This window comes from Chthoniobacterales bacterium (assembly GCA_036569045.1).
In the GTDB taxonomy this organism is placed as follows: Bacteria; Verrucomicrobiota; Verrucomicrobiia; order Chthoniobacterales; family JAATET01; genus JAATET01.
On record DATCRI010000053.1, the window covers coordinates 75020 to 90331 of the forward strand.

Consider the following 15312-nt stretch of genomic DNA (forward strand, 5'->3'; position numbering starts at 1 on the left):
TCATGCTCATCCCGCTCCTCGCCGCAGGGTTCGCCGTGGCGATGCCGTGGGATTCGCCCAAGCCTCCCCCCGAGGGCACCCAGCTCATCCTCACGGAACCCGGGTTCCCCGATCCTCCGCCCGAAGGCTCGGTCATCGACATCCCCGGCGAGCACGAGCTGCCAAGGAACTGGCGGTCCACCGGAAAGGCCGATCCGAAAATCAAGGGCAATGCCGGCCTGAACACGCTCATGGCCTCCGGCAGTGGCCAGTTCTGCCGCAACCAGTTCTACGCCATCCAGGCCGCCCTGCGCGGACACCGCGTCGCCGTGATCGACCTGCGCCAGGAGCCTCACGTCTTCCTGAACGGCGCCGCCGTCGCCTGGGGACCGCCCGATCTCGTCGGCTTCGACCGTTCCGCCCACGAAGTCGAGCGTGTGGAGCGGGTGTGGATGCAACACCTCGACGCCGGCAAGTTCACCACCGCCACCCAATACGCGCCCGGCGCCCTTGCGGACCAGTCGACATGGGAACCCATCGAGCTGAAGATCGACATCCGCGACGCGGTCACGGAATACCAGCTCGTCCGCGAGGCTCGCTGGGGCTACTTCCGCATCGCCGCGCCCGATTCCGTGCTGCCCCGCGACGCCGACATCGATCGTTTCGTCGATCTCGTCCGAAATCTCGATGGCGACATCTGGCTGCACTTTCACTGCGATACCGGCGGCCGTCGCACGTCGCTCTACCTCGCGCTCTACGACATGATGCGGAACTACGTGAACGTCCCGCGGCCCGAGATCATCGCCCGTCAGCGTCGCCTCGGCGGCACGAATCTCCTCGCCGGTCCCGACGGCTCCGCGCGCGGCCGCTTCCTCGCGCGCTTTTTCAACTACTGCTGGGAATGCGGCCCGCTCTTTCGCCGAAACTGGAGCAGCTGGAGCCGGAAAAATCCCGAATGATCCCTCAGCCCACCTGCGAAGTCGCCGGTGCGTCGGACTCGTTGCGGCCGTAGAACTTCACGCCCAGCCTGATCTTTCCGCGACCACTGGCGACCCGCCACTTGTTCGTATCACGCAGCGAATAGATGCAGCCGCAATACTCCTGCTGGTAAAACTCCTCGCGCTTGGAAATCTCCACCATCCGCGAGGCCCCGCCACCCTTGCGCCAGTTGTAGGTCCAGTAATGCATGCCCGGGTAGCGCGCCGCCGCTCGCTCCCCGCAGCCATTGATCTGCTCCATGTTCTTCCAGCGCGAAATGCCGAGGCAGCTGGTGATCACGGGAAAGCCATGCTCATGCGCGTAGAGCGCCGTCCGCTCGAACCGCATGTCGAAACACGCCGTGCAACGCGCACCGCGCTCCGGCTCCCATTCGAGCCCCTTCACGCGGGCGAACCAATTGTCCGTATCGTAATCCGCATCGACGAACGCCACGCCCGTCTTCTCGGCGAAGCGGATATTCTCCTCCTTCCGCAGCTCGTATTCCTTCCGCGGATGGATGTTCGGATTGTAGAAAAAAATCGTGTAGTCGACGCCCGACGCGGCCATCGCCTCCATCACCTCGCCCGAGCACGGCGCGCAGCACGAGTGGAGCAGCACCTTGCGGTGCCCCTCGGGCGGATCGATGACAAGCCGGTCGCTGGAATTCATGACAGCCGTGCACTATGCTCTCATCAGCGCGGGATTTCAGGAAAAATTAACAGGGATGTGAATATCCGGCCCGCCTGGTCGTTCAGCTTGCAGGAAGCCATCATGAAAACCGCCATTCTCTTCGCCACCATCATCGGTTCGCTCGCCTTTGCCGCCACCTCGCAGGCGGGTCCCCGAGTCAGCGTCTACGTCGGCTCCGGCGGCTACTGCGGGCCGCGCTATTACGCCCCGCCGGTGTGCTACGTCCCGCGCCGCACCTACTACCGGCCCGCGCCCGTTTATTACGCGCCCGCGCCGGTCGTCTACGTGCCCGCGCCGAGATTTTATCGCGCTCCGGTCCGTCGCGCCTCCTTCGGCTGGTGCCGCTAATTTTCAGCCGCGAGATCAAGAATCGCGATTGACAAATCGCGTCCAAAATTCGATTAAGAACGGCTCGCCAACGGCCGAAGGCATCGTCTTCGGCCAGGCCTGAATGGTGACCGTAGCTCAATGGTAGAGTCCCAGATTGTGATTCTGGTTGTTGCGGGTTCGAATCCCGTCGGTCACCCCATCACCCCCAGCACCTCTTGTGTGCAAGCAACGTGGTGGATGGCGGTGACGTGACCGTCGAGCCCCATTAAAGACATTCCGGGGGGAAACACTCGCTCGCAGGATCAATGGGCGATCCGCTCGCCGGATTCTTCAGGATTGGCCGTAGTAGGCCGTGGCGCCGTGCTTGCGGAGGAAGTGCTTGTCGAGGAGCGGCTGCGGGACGGGCTGCGCGCCGGGGTTGAGCTGCAGCGCCTTCCACGCCATCTCGGCGACGATCTCGAGCGCCTGCGCGGTCTCGACGGCTTTCCTGCCATTCGGGCCCCAGGTGAAGGGGCCATGGTTGCGCACGAGCACGGCGGGGATCTGCTCGGGATCGATGCCCTCGAAGCGCTCGATGATCACCGTGCCCGTCTCCCATTCATAGGCGCTGGCGATTTCCTCGGGCGTCATTGCGCGCGTCACCGGCACTTCGCCGTAGAAGTAATCGCAATGCGTGGTCCCGAGGCACGGGATGCCGCGCCCCGCCTGCGCGAAGGCGACCGCCGTGCGCGAGTGCGTGTGCACGACGGAACGAATGCCGCGGAAGGCCTGGAACAGGCGCCGGTGCGTGGGCGTGTCGGACGAAGGCCGCATCGTGCCGCCGACCTGGTTGCCCTCGAGATCGACGAGCACCATGTCCTCGGCGCGCAGCTTCGTGTAATCGACGCCGCTCGGCTTGATCGCAAACACGCCACGCTCGGGATCGCAGACGCTGACGTTGCCGAAGGTGAGGTCGACGAGACCGGTCTTCGGCAGCAGGAGATTGGCCTCGAGGCACTCCTCCTGAATGGCGCGGAAGTCACTCATGGCATTACAGCCGGCCGAGGCCGGGCGCGAGGTGGTAATAGATTTCGTCGTTGCGCAGCTGCTGCTTGAACTCGCGGATGCGCGTGTCGGCGTCGATCACCGCGACCTCCACGCCGGCGATCTCGGCGAGATCCTCGATGTGCTCGGTGGTGACCGAATAGCTGAAGCCGGTGTGGTGCGTGCCGCCGGCGTAGATCCACGCCGCCACGGCGGTCTTGAGGTCCGGCCGGCATTTCCACACCGCGCGGGCGACGGGCAGCTTCGGCAACGGCTGCGGAGGCGCGATCACGTCGACCTCATTGACCAGCAAGCGGAAGCGGTTGCCGAGGTCCATCATCGCGACGTTGATCGCGGCGCCGGCGTGCGCGTCGAAAACGAAGCGCACGGGATCGTCCTTGCCGCCGATGCCAAGCGGATGAATCTCGATCGAGGGTTTCGCCGCCGCGATGGACGGGCAGACCTCGAGCATGTGCGAGCCGAGCACGAGCTGGCCGGAGGGATTCAGTTCATACGTGTAGTCCTCCATGAACGACGTGCCGCCGGGCAGGTCGGCGGCCATCACCTTCATCGCACGCACGAGCGCCGCGGTCTTCCAGTCGCCCTCGCCGGCGAAGCCGTAGCCGTCCGCCATGAGGCGCTGCACCGCGAGGCCGGGCAGCTGCGTGAGGCCGTGCAGGTCCTCGAACGTGTCGCTGAAGCCGATGAAATTTCCCTCTTCGAGGAACGCGCGCAGGCCAAGCTCCTGGCGGGCGTTGTAGCGCAGCGCCTCGTGGCGCTCGCCGCCTTTGCGCAGCACCGCCGCGACGTTGTAGAGCTCCTCGTATTCCGCAACGAGTTTCGTGATGGCGTCGTCGCCGACATCCTTCATTGCCGCGACGAGATCGCCCACGCCGTGGGTGTTCACCGAGAAGCCGAACTTCGCCTCCGCGGCGACCTTGTCGCCATCGGTGACCGCGACGTAGCGCATGTTGTCGCCGAAGCGCACGATCTTGCCGCCCTGCCAGTCGCTCCATGCGCGGGTCACGCGCATCCACGAGGCGACGCGGTCCTGCACCTCCTCATCGCTCCAGTGGCCGACAACGACCTTGCGCGGCAGGCGCAGGCGGGTGTGAATGAACCCGTGCTCGCGGTCGCCGTGCGCGGCCTGGTTGAGGTTCATGAAATCCATGTCGATGTCCGCCCACGGCAGGTCGCGGTTGAACTGCGTGGCAAGGTGCAGCACCGGTTTGCGGAGCTGGAGCAGGCCGTTGATCCACATTTTCGACGGCGAGAACGTGTGGCACCAGATCGCGAGGCCGGCGCAATTCGCGGCGCCGTTCGCCTCGAGGCAGAGCGCACGGATTTCCTCGGGGCGCGTGAGGATCGGCTTGAACACGAGCTTCAGCGGCAGTCGGCCAGAGGCGTTGAGTTCGTCGACGATCTTCTGCGAATTCGCGGCGACCTGTTTGAGCGGGCCTTCGCCGTAGAGGTGCTGCGTGCCGGTGATGAACCAGATTTCGGGTGTCGGGAGATTCTTCATGAAGGTTTTGGTAAATCGAAAAAGTGAAGGAAGTCAGGAAAGTGAAGCGATCGCGGCCCGCTCGATGGCGAGGCCCTCGTGATAGCGCTGGAAGAAAAGGTTGAAGCCGGCGACGTCAGCGGGATCGGGCTGAACCGCCGCACCCATGCTACCGGCGAAGATGGGTTTGAGAAACTCGGGGAGCGACTCCTGTCGGTTCTCGCGAGTCAGGTAGGCGGCCAGGAGCGCAATGCCCCAGGCGCCGCCCTCACCGGCGGTTTCCAGCACGGAGACCGGGGCATTCGTCGCGGCCGCCATGACGCGCTGGCCCACATCGGCCGTTTTGAAGAGACCGCCGTGGCCACGGATTTCGTCCACCGCGACACCCTCGTCGACCATCAGGATGTCGAGGCCGGTCCGCAGCGCGCAGAGCGCGGAAAACAGGTGGGCGCGCATGAAGTTCGCGAGCGTGAACCTGCTGTCCGACGACCGCGCGAAGAGCGGTCGCCCTTCGCTGAAACCGGTGATGTGCTCGCCGGAAACGTAACCGTAGGTGAGCAACCCGCCGCACTCCGCGTCGCCAGTCAGCGCCGTGCGCAGCAGCGTCGCGTAGAGATCATCCGTGGAAAAATTCGCGCCGAGCGCTTTCGCGGCTTCGCCGAGGAGTCCGATCCACGCATTGCAGTCCGATGTGCAATTGTTCGAGTGGGCCATGCCGACCAGTTTGCCGTCCGGCGTGGTCACGAGATCGATCTCGTGGTGGGCCTTCGAAAGTTCCTTCTCGAGCACGATCATCGCGAAAACCGAAGTGCCCGCGGAAACGTTGCCGGTGCGGACCTCGACGCTGTTGGTGGCGACCATTCCGGTGCCGGCGTCGCCCTCGGGCGGACAGAAGGGAATTCCCGGCTGCAGGTTGCCGGCGGGATCGAGCAGGGCGGCGCCTTCCGCCGTGAGCTCTCCCGCAGGTTCGCCGGCGCTCAGCACTTCCGGAAGCAGGTCCCTGAGCTTCCAGCCGACGGCTTCGTCACGGATCAGCGCGTCGAACTTCTCGAGCAACGCGGCGTGGAAATCCTGCGTCTGAATATCGATGGGAAACATGCCGGACGCCTCGCCGACGCCCATCGTCTTGCGCCCCGTGAGTTTCCAGTGCACGTAGCCAGCCAGCGTCGTCGCATGAGCGATGCGTCCGACGTGTTCCTCCCGGTTGAGGATCGCCTGGTAAAGATGCGCGATGCTCCAGCGCTGCGGGATCGGGTAGTCGAACAACTCCGTGAGCTTTTCCGAGGCGGCGCCCTGACGGTTGTTCCGCCACGTGCGGAAGGGCACGAGTTGGTTACCCTCGGCGTCGAAGACCATGTAGCCGTGCATCATCGCGCTGAAGCCGATCCCCTTCAGCCGGGAGATGGTGACGCCATGCTGCGCCTGCACGTTTTTCTGCAACTCGGCAAAACTGGCCTGAATGCCCGTCCAGACGTCCTCCAGCGGATAAGTCCAGACGCCATCCTTCAGTGAGTTTTCCCAGCCGAATCCGCCCGAGGCGACGGGCATGTGATCAGCACCGATCAGAACGGCCTTGATGCGCGTGGAGCCCAGTTCGATGCCAAGGGCGGCCTGCCCGTTTTGAATCTGTTCGGCGATACTCATGTCATTTGCAGATCGGAGAAAATTGATCGACAGCGAGTCGAGTCGGTCGGTCGGCCGCTCCTGCGGCAGGAATGGGCGCTCAAAGCGCGGGCGCAGACGAAAATTGTTCCGAATTCAAAACCAACGGAGAGTCGCATGGGGGAAAGAACATTGGAGCGCTCTCCGCTCCGCCGTAAACGGCTGCCATTCTTTACAGTCAAGTTCACCAACGATGCCGATGTCCGCCCGCCTTCTCCACGCAATTTCGTTTTAAAAGCCGCCGGGAAAGACAAAGGTGAATTCATGCTGAACGGTGCTGCGAAGGTCATGGGGTCTCTCCTGATTGCGGTGGCTTCGGTGGGGCGCGCAGAGCCGCCACCGGCCAGCGATCTCCCGCCCCAGATGCAAATGGTCGAGGGTGTGCTGGTTCCCGTGCCGGGGGAAATTTTTCGGGTGCTCGACCGTTTCAAGGAGGCAAACTGGCCGGCGGTTCAGAACACGGATCTCGCTTCCCTGCCCCCCGCGGGAAGCCCCGCCAGAATTGCCCTGTCCCTCGGCCTCGTGATCGGCGAAGGCTTCGTCGCCGTCGCGGCAGAGGATTCGACGGCAATGCAGGGCCTCGGGAAGGAAGCCGTCAAACTGGCACGCGCCCTTGGTGTCGAGAAGACGATCGTTCGCCGGGAGAAAAGCATCATCGAGCACGCGCGACGCAAGGAATGGCAGGCCGTTCGCCAGGAGTGGTCCAACGCCAGCAGCGACCTCAAAACCGCCATGGTCGAAATCCGGAGCGAACCTGTCGCGCAACTGATCAGCCTTGGTGGATGGCTGCGCGGCGTCGAGGCGCTCTCCGACCTGATCTCCCGCCGCGACTCCATGGCCGAGGCGACGCTCCTTCGTCAACCCGCCGTGCTCGCCTATTTCGAGGAACGTCTCACTTTTCTGGAAAAACGAACCAGCACGGGAAAGGATCCGCTGATCGCGTCGTTGCGAGACGCGCTCCGCAAACTGTCCCCGCTCATGGGAACCGATCGCGAATCCGCATTCTCGCGCGACGATGTTCGCAAGATTCACCAGATCTCCGCCAGCCTCGTTCGGTCCATCTGCGCTCCCGGCGCGGCGGGATGATCGCTCCTTTGGCAGTCCGTTTGCAGTGCGGCAGGTGATGGTCCTCGGCCAGCCAGCGCGGAACTTCCCGGGCAAGGAACCCGGCTTCTTTGTCGCTGCGCTCCGTGCTCCCGAAAAGGCTTTAGCCATTCTGACGTCCCGCGAACTTCGCGACATCACGGCACAAAAAAATGCTCACTGTAGGGTTCGAACCTACGACTCCCGCCGTGTGAAGGCGGTGCTCTACCACTGAGCTAAGTGAGCGCGGGAGGGATGAAGTAAGCGATCCCTGGCCGGGTTTCAAGCATTCATTGTCCCCGAAACGTCCCCGCTAGAACGAAATCCGAGCATTCAGCGGAAGATCACGGGACGAGGTGCCTGCCCAGATCGTGCGCGGACCGGGCGTGACGGCCCACTTGTTCGCCTTCACGTCCCAATGCGCAAACGCCCGGCGATCGAGCTTCAGCTCGACCTTGCGGGACTCGCCGGGCTGGAGCGTGATTTTGTCGAAAGCTCGCAATGTCCGAACCGGCTCGCCGGGCCCATCGTCGCCCTCGGCCGGGCCAACGTAAATTTGCACGACCTCGGCCCCGGCGCGGCTTCCCGTATTCTTCACGGTGACATTCACCTTTGCCCCGTCCCCCTCGCGGTTCACTGCGAGATCACTCAGCGCGAAAGTCGTGTAACCGAGCCCGAAGCCAAACGGGAACTGCGGCTCGATCTTCTGCTTGTCGAACCACCGGTAGCCTACGAGCAGGCCTTCCTTGTAATCGGCGACGCCATCCTTTTCGGGATACGTGCCGAGCGCATGAGCGGGCGAATCCTCGAGTCGCCGGGGAATCGTCACCGGCAGCTTGCCCGAGGGGTTCACCTTCCCGGAAAGGATCCCCGCCAGCGCGGTGCCGCCTTCCATCCCGGGATACCAGAGCTGCACGAGCGCCGGCACCTTCGCCAGCCACGCGTCCATCTCGACGGGACCGCTGCCGAACAGGCAGACGACGGTCCGGGGATTTGCGGCGGCGAGCGCGGCAATCAGCGCGTCCTGCCCGGGTGGCAGCTTCATGTCCGGACGATCCTCGCCCTCGGTGTCGAATCTCTTGTCGAGCCCGCCCACGAAAATCACGACGTCCGCCCGCTTCGCCTGCGCCAGCGACTCGTGGAGATCTTCCCCACTGCTCGTGAGCACCTCGGCGCCGGGCGCAACGACCTTCCGCAGCCCCTGGAGGGCGGTGACTTCGTAGGGCGGCTTGGCCTCCGAGCTGTTGCCGCCAGCGCCGAGCGCCCGATCGGCATTCGGCCCGATCACCGCGAGCGTCCTGATCTTTTCGAAATTCAGCGGGAGAAGGCCTCCTTCGTTCTTGAGCAACGTGATCGCTTCCTCCGCAATCTCGCGCGCGACCTGCTGGTGCTCCGGCGTGTTGAGCGAGCCGACCGGACGCGTCTGGCCTGCCTCCATGCCGAGCGCGTGCCGCAGATACAAATGCCGGCGCACATGCTCATCGAGCGTCGCCATCGGCACGCGCTTGTCGGCGACGAGCTGCGCCAGCGTCGCGTAGTGCTTCGGCCCGAGACCCATCTCGAGATCGAGGCCGCCTACCGCCGCTTCCTGCGCGTTCGCCACGGCGTTCCAGTCGGAAATCACCACGCCCCGAAATCCCCAGTCTTTCCGCAGGACGTCGTCGAGCAACCACTTGTCCTGCGTGCAAAATACGCCATTCAGCCGGTTGTAAGCGGCCATGAGCGTCAGCGCGCCGCCCTCGCGCACGGCCCGCTCGAAGGCCGGAAAATACAGCTCGCGCAGCGTGCGCACATCGACGCGGGAGTCCACGTTGAAGCGGTCGCGCTCCTGGTTGTTCGCGGCAAAATGCTTGATGCACGCCGCCGTGCCCTGACTCTGCACGCCTTTCACGAACTCCGTCGCGATGGCTCCGTTCACGATCGGATCCTCGCTGAAATACTCGAAATTCCGCCCGCACAGCGGCGTGCGCACGATGTTCATCGCCGGCCCGAGGATGATGTCTTTCCCCCGCGCGCGGGCTTCACTTCCGAGCTCCTCGCCATGCTTGCGCGCCATCGCGGGATTCCAGGTCGCCGCCAGCGCGCATCCCACCGGCAGGTAGGTCGAGGTGTCGTCGTTGCGGCGGGCCGAGCCCCAGCGATCCGGCAGTTGTTCCTCGCGCACGGCGTGCGGCCCGTCCGACATGCGGAGCGGCGGGATCCCGAGCTTCGGCACGCCTGGCGACGTGAAGAGCGTATCGCCGTAAAGCATCTCCGTCTTCTCCGGCACGGTCATTTCAGCGAGGGGATCCGCCGCCCACGCGGAGGAAAAGGCCACGGCAATGACGACGACGGGGAGGAAGCGCTTCGGCATGCACGGGACTCTAGCGCGTCCGCCGGGCCGGTGACACGCGAATCCCTTGGCCCATGCCTGTTCTCCGATCAATGCGCCGGTTCGGCCGCCTCCAGGTCCAGATCCTGATGGTCCTTGTCGCCCTGCTGCTCACCGCGCGGGCCGTGCTGCCCTACTTCGTCAAAAAATACGCCAACGAGACGATCAACCGAATGCCCGGCTATGGCGGCCACATCGGCGACGTGGACATCCACCTCTGGCGGGGCGCCTACACGATCAATGACATCGACATCGTGAAGACCGATGGCGACGTGCCGGTGCCATTCTTCGCGGCCGAGGACGTCGATTTCTCCGTCGAATGGCGCGCGCTCTTTCAGGGGTCCCTCGTCGCGAAGATCAAGTTCCTGCACCCGGTCATCAACTTCGTTGCGGGCCCGACTGAGGAAACCTCGCAGGTCGGCGTGGACAAGCCGTGGCTGAGCGTCATCAAGGACCTGTTTCCACTCAACATCAATCGCTTCGAGGTCGTCGACGGCGAGGTGCACTACCGTGACTTTTCCAGCAAGCCGAAGATCGATCTCGAGATCGATCGCCTGCACGTGATGGCCACGAATCTCACCAACAGCTCGAAGCTCTCGAAAACCCTCATCGCGAACATCGACGTCACCGGCCGCATCTTCAAGGAAGGCCGACTCGGCCTCAAAATCCGCCTCGATCCCCGCCCCGACAAGGCCACGTTCGACCTCGCGGCGACGATCGACCCCATCCCGCTCGAAACGATCAATTCCTTCACCGAGGCCTACGCGCATTTCGACTTTCAAAAAGGCACGTTCGCCCTCGCCCTCGAGCTCGCCGCCAAGGACGGCCATATCGAGGGCTACCTCAAACCCATCTTCGACGACATCGTCATCGCGGACCTCCAGGACGCCGTGAAGAATCCGCTCAAGCTCGCGTGGGAGAGCTTTGTCGGCGGCGTCACCCGCCTGCTGCGCAATCAGCCGAAGAACCGCTTCGCGACGAAGATTCCAATCAGCGGCGAGTTCGACGCTCCGCGCGTCGAGGTGCTCCCCACCCTCGGGAATCTGCTGAAGAACGAATTCATTCGCGCCTACCAGGGCGACCTCGACGGCGCCATTGACTTCGGAGACGCCAAACGCGCCGCCGCTGGCACACCGCCAAAGCCGGAAGAACCCGAGAAGCCGGAAGCCCGGAAAGATTCCGCGGAACCAGCGCCCGCGGCGGCCGTCGGCAAGCCCCGCTAAGCCGCTACCACGGGACGTCCTCGTCCTCCGCGTCGGGGAGTTGCGCCGGCGCTTTCGGCTGATATTCGCCCATGCCCTGGCTGACCTCCCACTCCTCGTAAAGATTCTCGGGCAGCTCGCGGAGAAAACGGGAAGGCCGCTGGAAGGCCTCGCCGTAGCCGGCATTCAGCCGCAGCTCGGGATAGGTGAGATAGAGTTCGTCCTTGCAGCGCGTCACGGCCACGTAGAACAGCCGGCGCTCCTCCTCGACATCTTCGTCGCGATCGAGGGAACGCGAGCTCGGGAACATCCCGTCGGCGAGCCAGACGACGAACACGACGCGCCACTCGAGACCCTTCGCCTGATGCACGCTCGAGAGCGTCACCTTGTCGTCGTCATCGCGGTTCGACGCCGTGGCGTCGGCGGCCTCGATCGCGCCGAGCAACGCGAGCTGGGCGAGGAATTCCTCGGTCGTCGGGAATTGCTTCGCGTAATTTTGCAGCGTGGCGAGGTCTTCGCGTCGAGCGTCGTAATTCGCGAACTTCGTCCGCATGTAGTCGTCGTAAACGGCGAACATCACGCTCGCGATCATGTCCGCCGGGGGCACGACTGCCTCGCCGGGACGCAGCTCCTCGAGCGTGTGGAGGAACTGCTGCCACGGCTTCTCGCTCTTCGCCGGCACCTTCGCCTTGCGAAGTTCCGCGACCGCTCCGCCCGCCGCGCGGGCCTTCAGCCAGAGCGACTCCGCGGACTTTGCGCCGATCCCGGGAAGCAGCTTCACCATGCGCTTGAACGCAAGCTCGTCACTCGGATTCACCGAGAATTTCATGAACGCGGCGACGTCCTTGATGTGCGCCTGCTCGAAGAATCGCAGCCCGCTCGTGATCGCAAAGGGAATGCCGCGACGCGTGAACTCGAGCTGCACCTCGAGCGACTGGTAGTGCGCGCGGTAGAGCACGGCGATCTCGCGAAAGTCGATACCCTCCTCGTTCAGCTCGAGGATGCGCTGCGCGACGAAGGCGGCCTGCGCGTTGTTCGTCGCAAGCGGCACGAGCGCGGGCTTCATGCCCGTTGTCGGCCGGACGGCGCGCAGCTCCTTGCGGAACTGCCGCTCGTTGCCAAGGATCGCGGCGTTCGCGAGCTCGAGCACCTCGGGCACGCTGCGGTAGTTCGTCTCGATCTTGTGCACCTGCGCGTCGGGATGCTTCTCGGGAAAGCGCAGGATGTTCTCGAAATTCGCGCCGCGCCACGAGTAGATCGACTGCGCGTCGTCGCCGACCACCATCACATTCCCGTGATGTCCCGCGAGCCGGTCGATCAGCTCGGCCTGCAGGCGATTCGTATCCTGGTATTCGTCGACGAGGATGTGCTGGAACTGCCGCTGGTAGCGCGCGGCGATGTCCTCGTGGAGCGTGAAAAGCTCGAGCGTCTTCGAGAGCAGGTCGTCGAAATCCATCGAGTTCGCTTCGCGTTTCCGCGCCTCGTAGCCAACGGCCACGCGCTCGATCTGCGCCTCCAGAGGCAGGAAATACGGGTATTTGCGACCGAGAATGGCCGGGATGCGTTCCCCGCAGTTGACCGCCAGGCCGAAGATCTCGGCGAGCACCGCGCCCTTGGGAAAGCGCTTGTCCGAGGTGCGCAGCCCTTCCTTTGCGACGACCGCCTCGATCATGTCCTCCTGATCCTCGCGATCCATGATCGAGAAGCCGGGGCGAAATCCGATCGCCTCGGCGTGCCGGCGGAGGATGCGATTTCCGATCGAGTGAAACGTGCCGCCCCAGATTTCGTCGGCGCCGCCGGGCACGACACCGGCCACGCGCTCGAGCATCTCCCGCGCGGCCTTGTTCGTGAACGTGAGCAGGAGAATGCCCGAGGGCGGAACGCCCTGCTCGAGCAGCCAGGCCACCCGAAACGTGAGCGTGCGCGTCTTGCCGCTGCCGGCGCCGGCGATCACGAGGGCCGCGCCGGGAGGCGAAGTCACGGCGGCGAGCTGCTGCTCGTTGAGTTCCGCCGCATAGTCGATGCCGCCGGCAGCGGGACCGGGAGTGTGCAGCGTGTAAGCGCGGGCCATGGCGGGATCGCGACTAGCCGCCGCCCTTGATGAGGAACTGCTCCTTGTTGATTCCGAGTCCGTATTCGAGGAGCTTCGCGCAATCGTCCCAGACGTGCGCCTTGTCGCTCTTCAGGACGACAGCGATCATGTCGCGGCCGCCGTAGGCTCCGCTGGCGACGAGGCAGTGCCCGGCGAGGTCGGTGTAGCCGGTCTTCATCCCGTTGCAAAAGCTGTAGGTCCGCAGCACGCGATTCGTGTTCGTGAGCAGGGTCGTCCTGCCATTGGCATAGGTGAAGACGTAGGTGCGGCGGTCGATAATGTCGCGCAGCGTGGGATTGCGATAGGCGGCGCGAGCGATGCAGGCGAGGTCGCGGGCGGTGGAATACTGCCCGGGATTCGGCAGGCCGTTCGGGTTCACAAAATGGGAGTTCTTCGCGCCGAGACGGCGAGCCTCGGCATTCATCTTGTCGGCGAAGGCGGGAAGACTGCCGGCGTTATCGACAGCGAGCGCGACGGCGGTGTCGTTCGCGCTTTTCACGAGCAGCGCGGTCAGGACGTTCAGGCGCGGATAACGTTCCCCGGTCTTGATTCCGAGCTTCGTCGGGGCCTGTGCCGGGGCCTCGGGAGAGACGGTGAGGTCGCCCTGGAGGTTTCCCGCCTTCACGATGAGCAATCCCGTGAGCAGCTTCTGCGTGCTGGCGATGGGCGTGCGCATCGTCTCGTTCTTCTTGTAAAGGACCTCGCCCGTGTTCGCGTCGAAGAGAATCGCGGACCGGCCAAAAATCGTCGGCGCGGCGGCCGGGGCCAGGGCGGGCAGGAGAACGACAGCGAGGATGAACAGACGCAGAATGGCGGAACGCATGGACTATGGCTTCGGAGCGGGTGTGGAAACGGGAGTGGCGAGAGTCTTCTCGATGGCGGGATCGGGTTTTCCGCCGAGTTCGACGGATCGGAAATAATGCCGGCGGGCAAGTTCGATCGCGGGCGGCGTGCGCTGGAGGTAGATGACGGAGAGATTGTAATGCGCGTCGCTCGCGTCGGGGTCGATCTCGACGGCGCGACGCAACTCCACTTCCGCGCCGTCTCTCCAGCCCTTCCGGCCAAGGACAACGCCGAGATAATTGTGCGCGCGAGCGCTGCCGGGATCGTAAAGCACGGCCTGGCTGAGGGCGGCAAACGCCTCCTCGACGCGCCCCTGCTGGAAATACATCATCCCGAGCGTGAGCCAGGCCGGGCCGGTCTCGAGCCGCTGTCGCACGGCCTGCCTGAGATACTTCTCGGCCTCCGCGGGATTTCCGGCCCGGAACTCGACCAGGCCGAGATTCACGAGCGCCACGAGATTGTTCGGCACGATGTCGAGCACGCGCAGATAGGCGCGGCGGGCGGTCTGGTAGTCGCCCTTCTCGAACGCGGTATTCCCCTCGCCCGCCGCGGCGCGGGCGACGTCGGGAACGAATTTTGCGGGATCGGGTGTGGCCAGCGGCTCGGGCGGCGCCGGAGTCTGCGCACGGGCGAACCCGAGGGCCGCCAGGGCGATAACGACGGACAGAACGCGGCGCCTCATTGCCCGAGCTCCCTCGAGCGCTCGGCGGCGGCATTCACGGCATCCGCAAAGGCGGAGCGCACCGCAGCCGCTTCGAGCACCCCGAGCGCGGCCGCCGTCGTGCCGCCGGGACTGGTGACCGCCTCCCGCAAAAGGGCGGGATGCTCGCCGGTCTCCACGGCCAGTCGCGCGGCGCCGAGCACGGTCTGCGCGGCGAGTTGCGTGGCAAGCGCCCGGGGCAGGCCGGCGGCAACGCCGCCGTCGGAGAGAGCTTCCATCACGAGAAACACGTAGGCGGGGCCGCTGCCGCTGAGTCCGGTGACCGCATCGAGCAGCTTTTCCGGAACGGCGACGGCCAGTCCGACTGAGCCGAGAATGCGCCCGGCCAGCTCGCGATCGGCCTCCGTCGCGGTGGTGTCGGCGGCGTAGGCGGTGGCTCCGGCGCCGACCTGCGCCGGAGTGTTCGGCATCGCGCGGATGACGCGGGCGCCGCTGGCATGCGCCGTGAGCGCCGCGATGGACCAGCCCGTGGCGATCGAAATCAGCAACTTGCCTGCGAGGCCATTGCCGCAGGCGTCGAGGGCGGCGACCACGTCGTTCGGCTTCACGCACAGCAGCACGACATCGGTATCCGCCACGGCTTCGGCATTCGTCGCAAAGGCGCGTCCGCCGAGGTCTGAGGCGAGCTTTTCGCGCGCTGCCGGCACGACATCCGCCACGGCGAGATCGGTCGGGGCGCACACGCCGGCCTGCACGAGGCCACGAACGAGCGCGCTCGCCATGCGGCCGGCGCCAAGGGATGCAATCTTCATGGACGCGAAGGTATTTTGCCGCACGGCCGGCGCAACGTTCTTTTGCGACAAAGGCCTCCGTTCGCGCAGTCGAATCAAAGAGTTG

Annotated in this window: 13 protein-coding genes and 2 tRNA genes; 5 read left to right on the forward strand and 10 right to left on the reverse strand. The window is 64.9% G+C overall.

Annotated elements, in window-relative coordinates; all coding sequences use genetic code 11:
* Positions 1 to 2: 2 nt before the first annotated feature.
* On the forward strand, positions 3 to 938 hold the full coding sequence (locus tag VIM61_10290) for a hypothetical protein (GenBank protein HEY8900789.1): 936 nt from the start codon (positions 3 to 5) through the stop codon (positions 936 to 938).
* A 4-nt stretch (positions 939 to 942) separates the two neighbouring features.
* On the opposite strand, the gene VIM61_10295 is transcribed toward VIM61_10290, so the two are convergent.
* Positions 943 to 1626, reverse strand: a complete 684-nt coding sequence (locus VIM61_10295) for an epoxyqueuosine reductase QueH (GenBank protein HEY8900790.1) — start codon at positions 1624 to 1626, stop codon at positions 943 to 945.
* Between the two features lie 57 nt (positions 1627 to 1683).
* Here VIM61_10295 and VIM61_10300 point away from each other — a divergent pair, with 57 nt between their 5' ends.
* Together VIM61_10300 and VIM61_10305 are read left to right on the forward strand one after the other, a co-directional pair.
* On the forward strand, positions 1684 to 1995 hold the full coding sequence (locus VIM61_10300; protein ID HEY8900791.1) for a hypothetical protein: 312 nt from the start codon (positions 1684 to 1686) through the stop codon (positions 1993 to 1995).
* 106 nt (positions 1996 to 2101) lie between these two features.
* A tRNA-His gene (locus VIM61_10305) sits at positions 2102 to 2176 on the forward strand.
* 131 nt (positions 2177 to 2307) lie between these two features.
* On the opposite strand, the gene VIM61_10310 is transcribed toward VIM61_10305, so the two are convergent.
* From VIM61_10310 to VIM61_10320, 3 genes are read right to left on the reverse strand one after another with little or no spacing between them, the layout of a single operon-like run.
* On the reverse strand, positions 2308 to 3003 hold the full coding sequence (locus VIM61_10310) for an L-ribulose-5-phosphate 4-epimerase (GenBank protein HEY8900792.1): 696 nt from the start codon (positions 3001 to 3003) through the stop codon (positions 2308 to 2310).
* Between the two features lie 4 nt (positions 3004 to 3007).
* On the reverse strand, positions 3008 to 4522 hold the full coding sequence (araA, locus tag VIM61_10315; protein HEY8900793.1) for an L-arabinose isomerase: 1515 nt from the start codon (positions 4520 to 4522) through the stop codon (positions 3008 to 3010).
* A 33-nt stretch (positions 4523 to 4555) separates the two neighbouring features.
* Positions 4556 to 6145: an FGGY-family carbohydrate kinase gene (locus VIM61_10320; GenBank protein HEY8900794.1), complete on the reverse strand. Its 1590-nt coding sequence runs from the start codon at positions 6143 to 6145 to the stop codon at positions 4556 to 4558.
* Between VIM61_10320 and VIM61_10325 the strand changes: the two genes are divergently transcribed.
* Positions 6050 to 7249 (forward strand): hypothetical protein, encoded by a 1200-nt coding sequence (locus VIM61_10325; protein ID HEY8900795.1) that lies wholly within the window; start codon positions 6050 to 6052, stop codon positions 7247 to 7249. The two genes, VIM61_10320 and VIM61_10325, sit on opposite strands and share 96 nt — an antisense overlap.
* A 171-nt stretch (positions 7250 to 7420) precedes the next feature.
* Here VIM61_10325 and VIM61_10330 read toward each other — a convergent pair.
* Both VIM61_10330 and VIM61_10335 read right to left on the reverse strand, forming a co-directional pair.
* Positions 7421 to 7492, reverse strand: a tRNA-Val gene (locus tag VIM61_10330).
* Between the two features lie 67 nt (positions 7493 to 7559).
* Positions 7560 to 9599, reverse strand: coding sequence for a glycoside hydrolase family 3 C-terminal domain-containing protein (locus VIM61_10335; protein HEY8900796.1), 2040 nt, complete (start codon positions 9597 to 9599; stop codon positions 7560 to 7562).
* 53 nt (positions 9600 to 9652) lie between these two features.
* On the opposite strand from VIM61_10335, the gene VIM61_10340 reads away from it, so the two are divergent.
* Positions 9653 to 10840, forward strand: coding sequence for a DUF748 domain-containing protein (locus VIM61_10340; GenBank protein ID HEY8900797.1), 1188 nt, complete (start codon positions 9653 to 9655; stop codon positions 10838 to 10840).
* Between the two features lie 4 nt (positions 10841 to 10844).
* Here VIM61_10340 and VIM61_10345 read toward each other — a convergent pair whose 3' ends face one another.
* From VIM61_10345 to proC, 4 genes are read right to left on the reverse strand one after another with little or no spacing between them, the layout of a single operon-like run.
* Complete coding sequence (locus tag VIM61_10345; protein HEY8900798.1) at positions 10845 to 12890, reverse strand: ATP-dependent helicase; 2046 nt, start codon at positions 12888 to 12890, stop codon at positions 10845 to 10847.
* A 13-nt stretch (positions 12891 to 12903) separates the two neighbouring features.
* Positions 12904 to 13734 (reverse strand): D-alanyl-D-alanine carboxypeptidase family protein, encoded by an 831-nt coding sequence (locus tag VIM61_10350; protein ID HEY8900799.1) that lies wholly within the window; start codon positions 13732 to 13734, stop codon positions 12904 to 12906.
* Positions 13735 to 13737: 3 nt separating this feature from the next.
* Positions 13738 to 14436 (reverse strand): tetratricopeptide repeat protein, encoded by a 699-nt coding sequence (locus VIM61_10355; protein ID HEY8900800.1) that lies wholly within the window; start codon positions 14434 to 14436, stop codon positions 13738 to 13740.
* Entirely contained in the window at positions 14433 to 15227 is a 795-nt protein-coding gene (proC, locus tag VIM61_10360; protein HEY8900801.1) for a pyrroline-5-carboxylate reductase, read from the reverse strand. Before proC ends, VIM61_10355 begins: the two co-directional genes overlap by 4 nt.
* Between the last annotated feature and the right edge of the window lie 85 nt (positions 15228 to 15312).

Bases quoted from the DNA above. Each gene is read 5' to 3' on its own strand.
- VIM61_10345 (HEY8900798.1), bottom strand. From the start codon at position 12,890: ATGGCCCGCGCTTACACGCTGCACACTCCCGGTCCCGCTGCCGGCGGC.
- VIM61_10355 (HEY8900800.1), bottom strand. From the start codon at position 14,436: ATGAGGCGCCGCGTTCTGTCCGTCGTTATCGCCCTGGCGGCCCTCGGG.
- VIM61_10295 (HEY8900790.1), bottom strand. From the start codon at position 1,626: ATGAATTCCAGCGACCGGCTTGTCATCGATCCGCCCGAGGGGCACCGC.
- araA (HEY8900793.1), bottom strand. From the start codon at position 4,522: ATGAAGAATCTCCCGACACCCGAAATCTGGTTCATCACCGGCACGCAG.
- VIM61_10340 (HEY8900797.1), top strand. From the start codon at position 9,653: ATGCCTGTTCTCCGATCAATGCGCCGGTTCGGCCGCCTCCAGGTCCAG.
- proC (HEY8900801.1), bottom strand. From the start codon at position 15,227: ATGAAGATTGCATCCCTTGGCGCCGGCCGCATGGCGAGCGCGCTCGTT.
- VIM61_10310 (HEY8900792.1), bottom strand. From the start codon at position 3,003: ATGAGTGACTTCCGCGCCATTCAGGAGGAGTGCCTCGAGGCCAATCTC.
- VIM61_10290 (HEY8900789.1), top strand. From the start codon at position 3: ATGCTCATCCCGCTCCTCGCCGCAGGGTTCGCCGTGGCGATGCCGTGG.
- VIM61_10320 (HEY8900794.1), bottom strand. From the start codon at position 6,145: ATGAGTATCGCCGAACAGATTCAAAACGGGCAGGCCGCCCTTGGCATC.
- VIM61_10350 (HEY8900799.1), bottom strand. From the start codon at position 13,734: ATGCGTTCCGCCATTCTGCGTCTGTTCATCCTCGCTGTCGTTCTCCTG.
- VIM61_10335 (HEY8900796.1), bottom strand. From the start codon at position 9,599: ATGCCGAAGCGCTTCCTCCCCGTCGTCGTCATTGCCGTGGCCTTTTCC.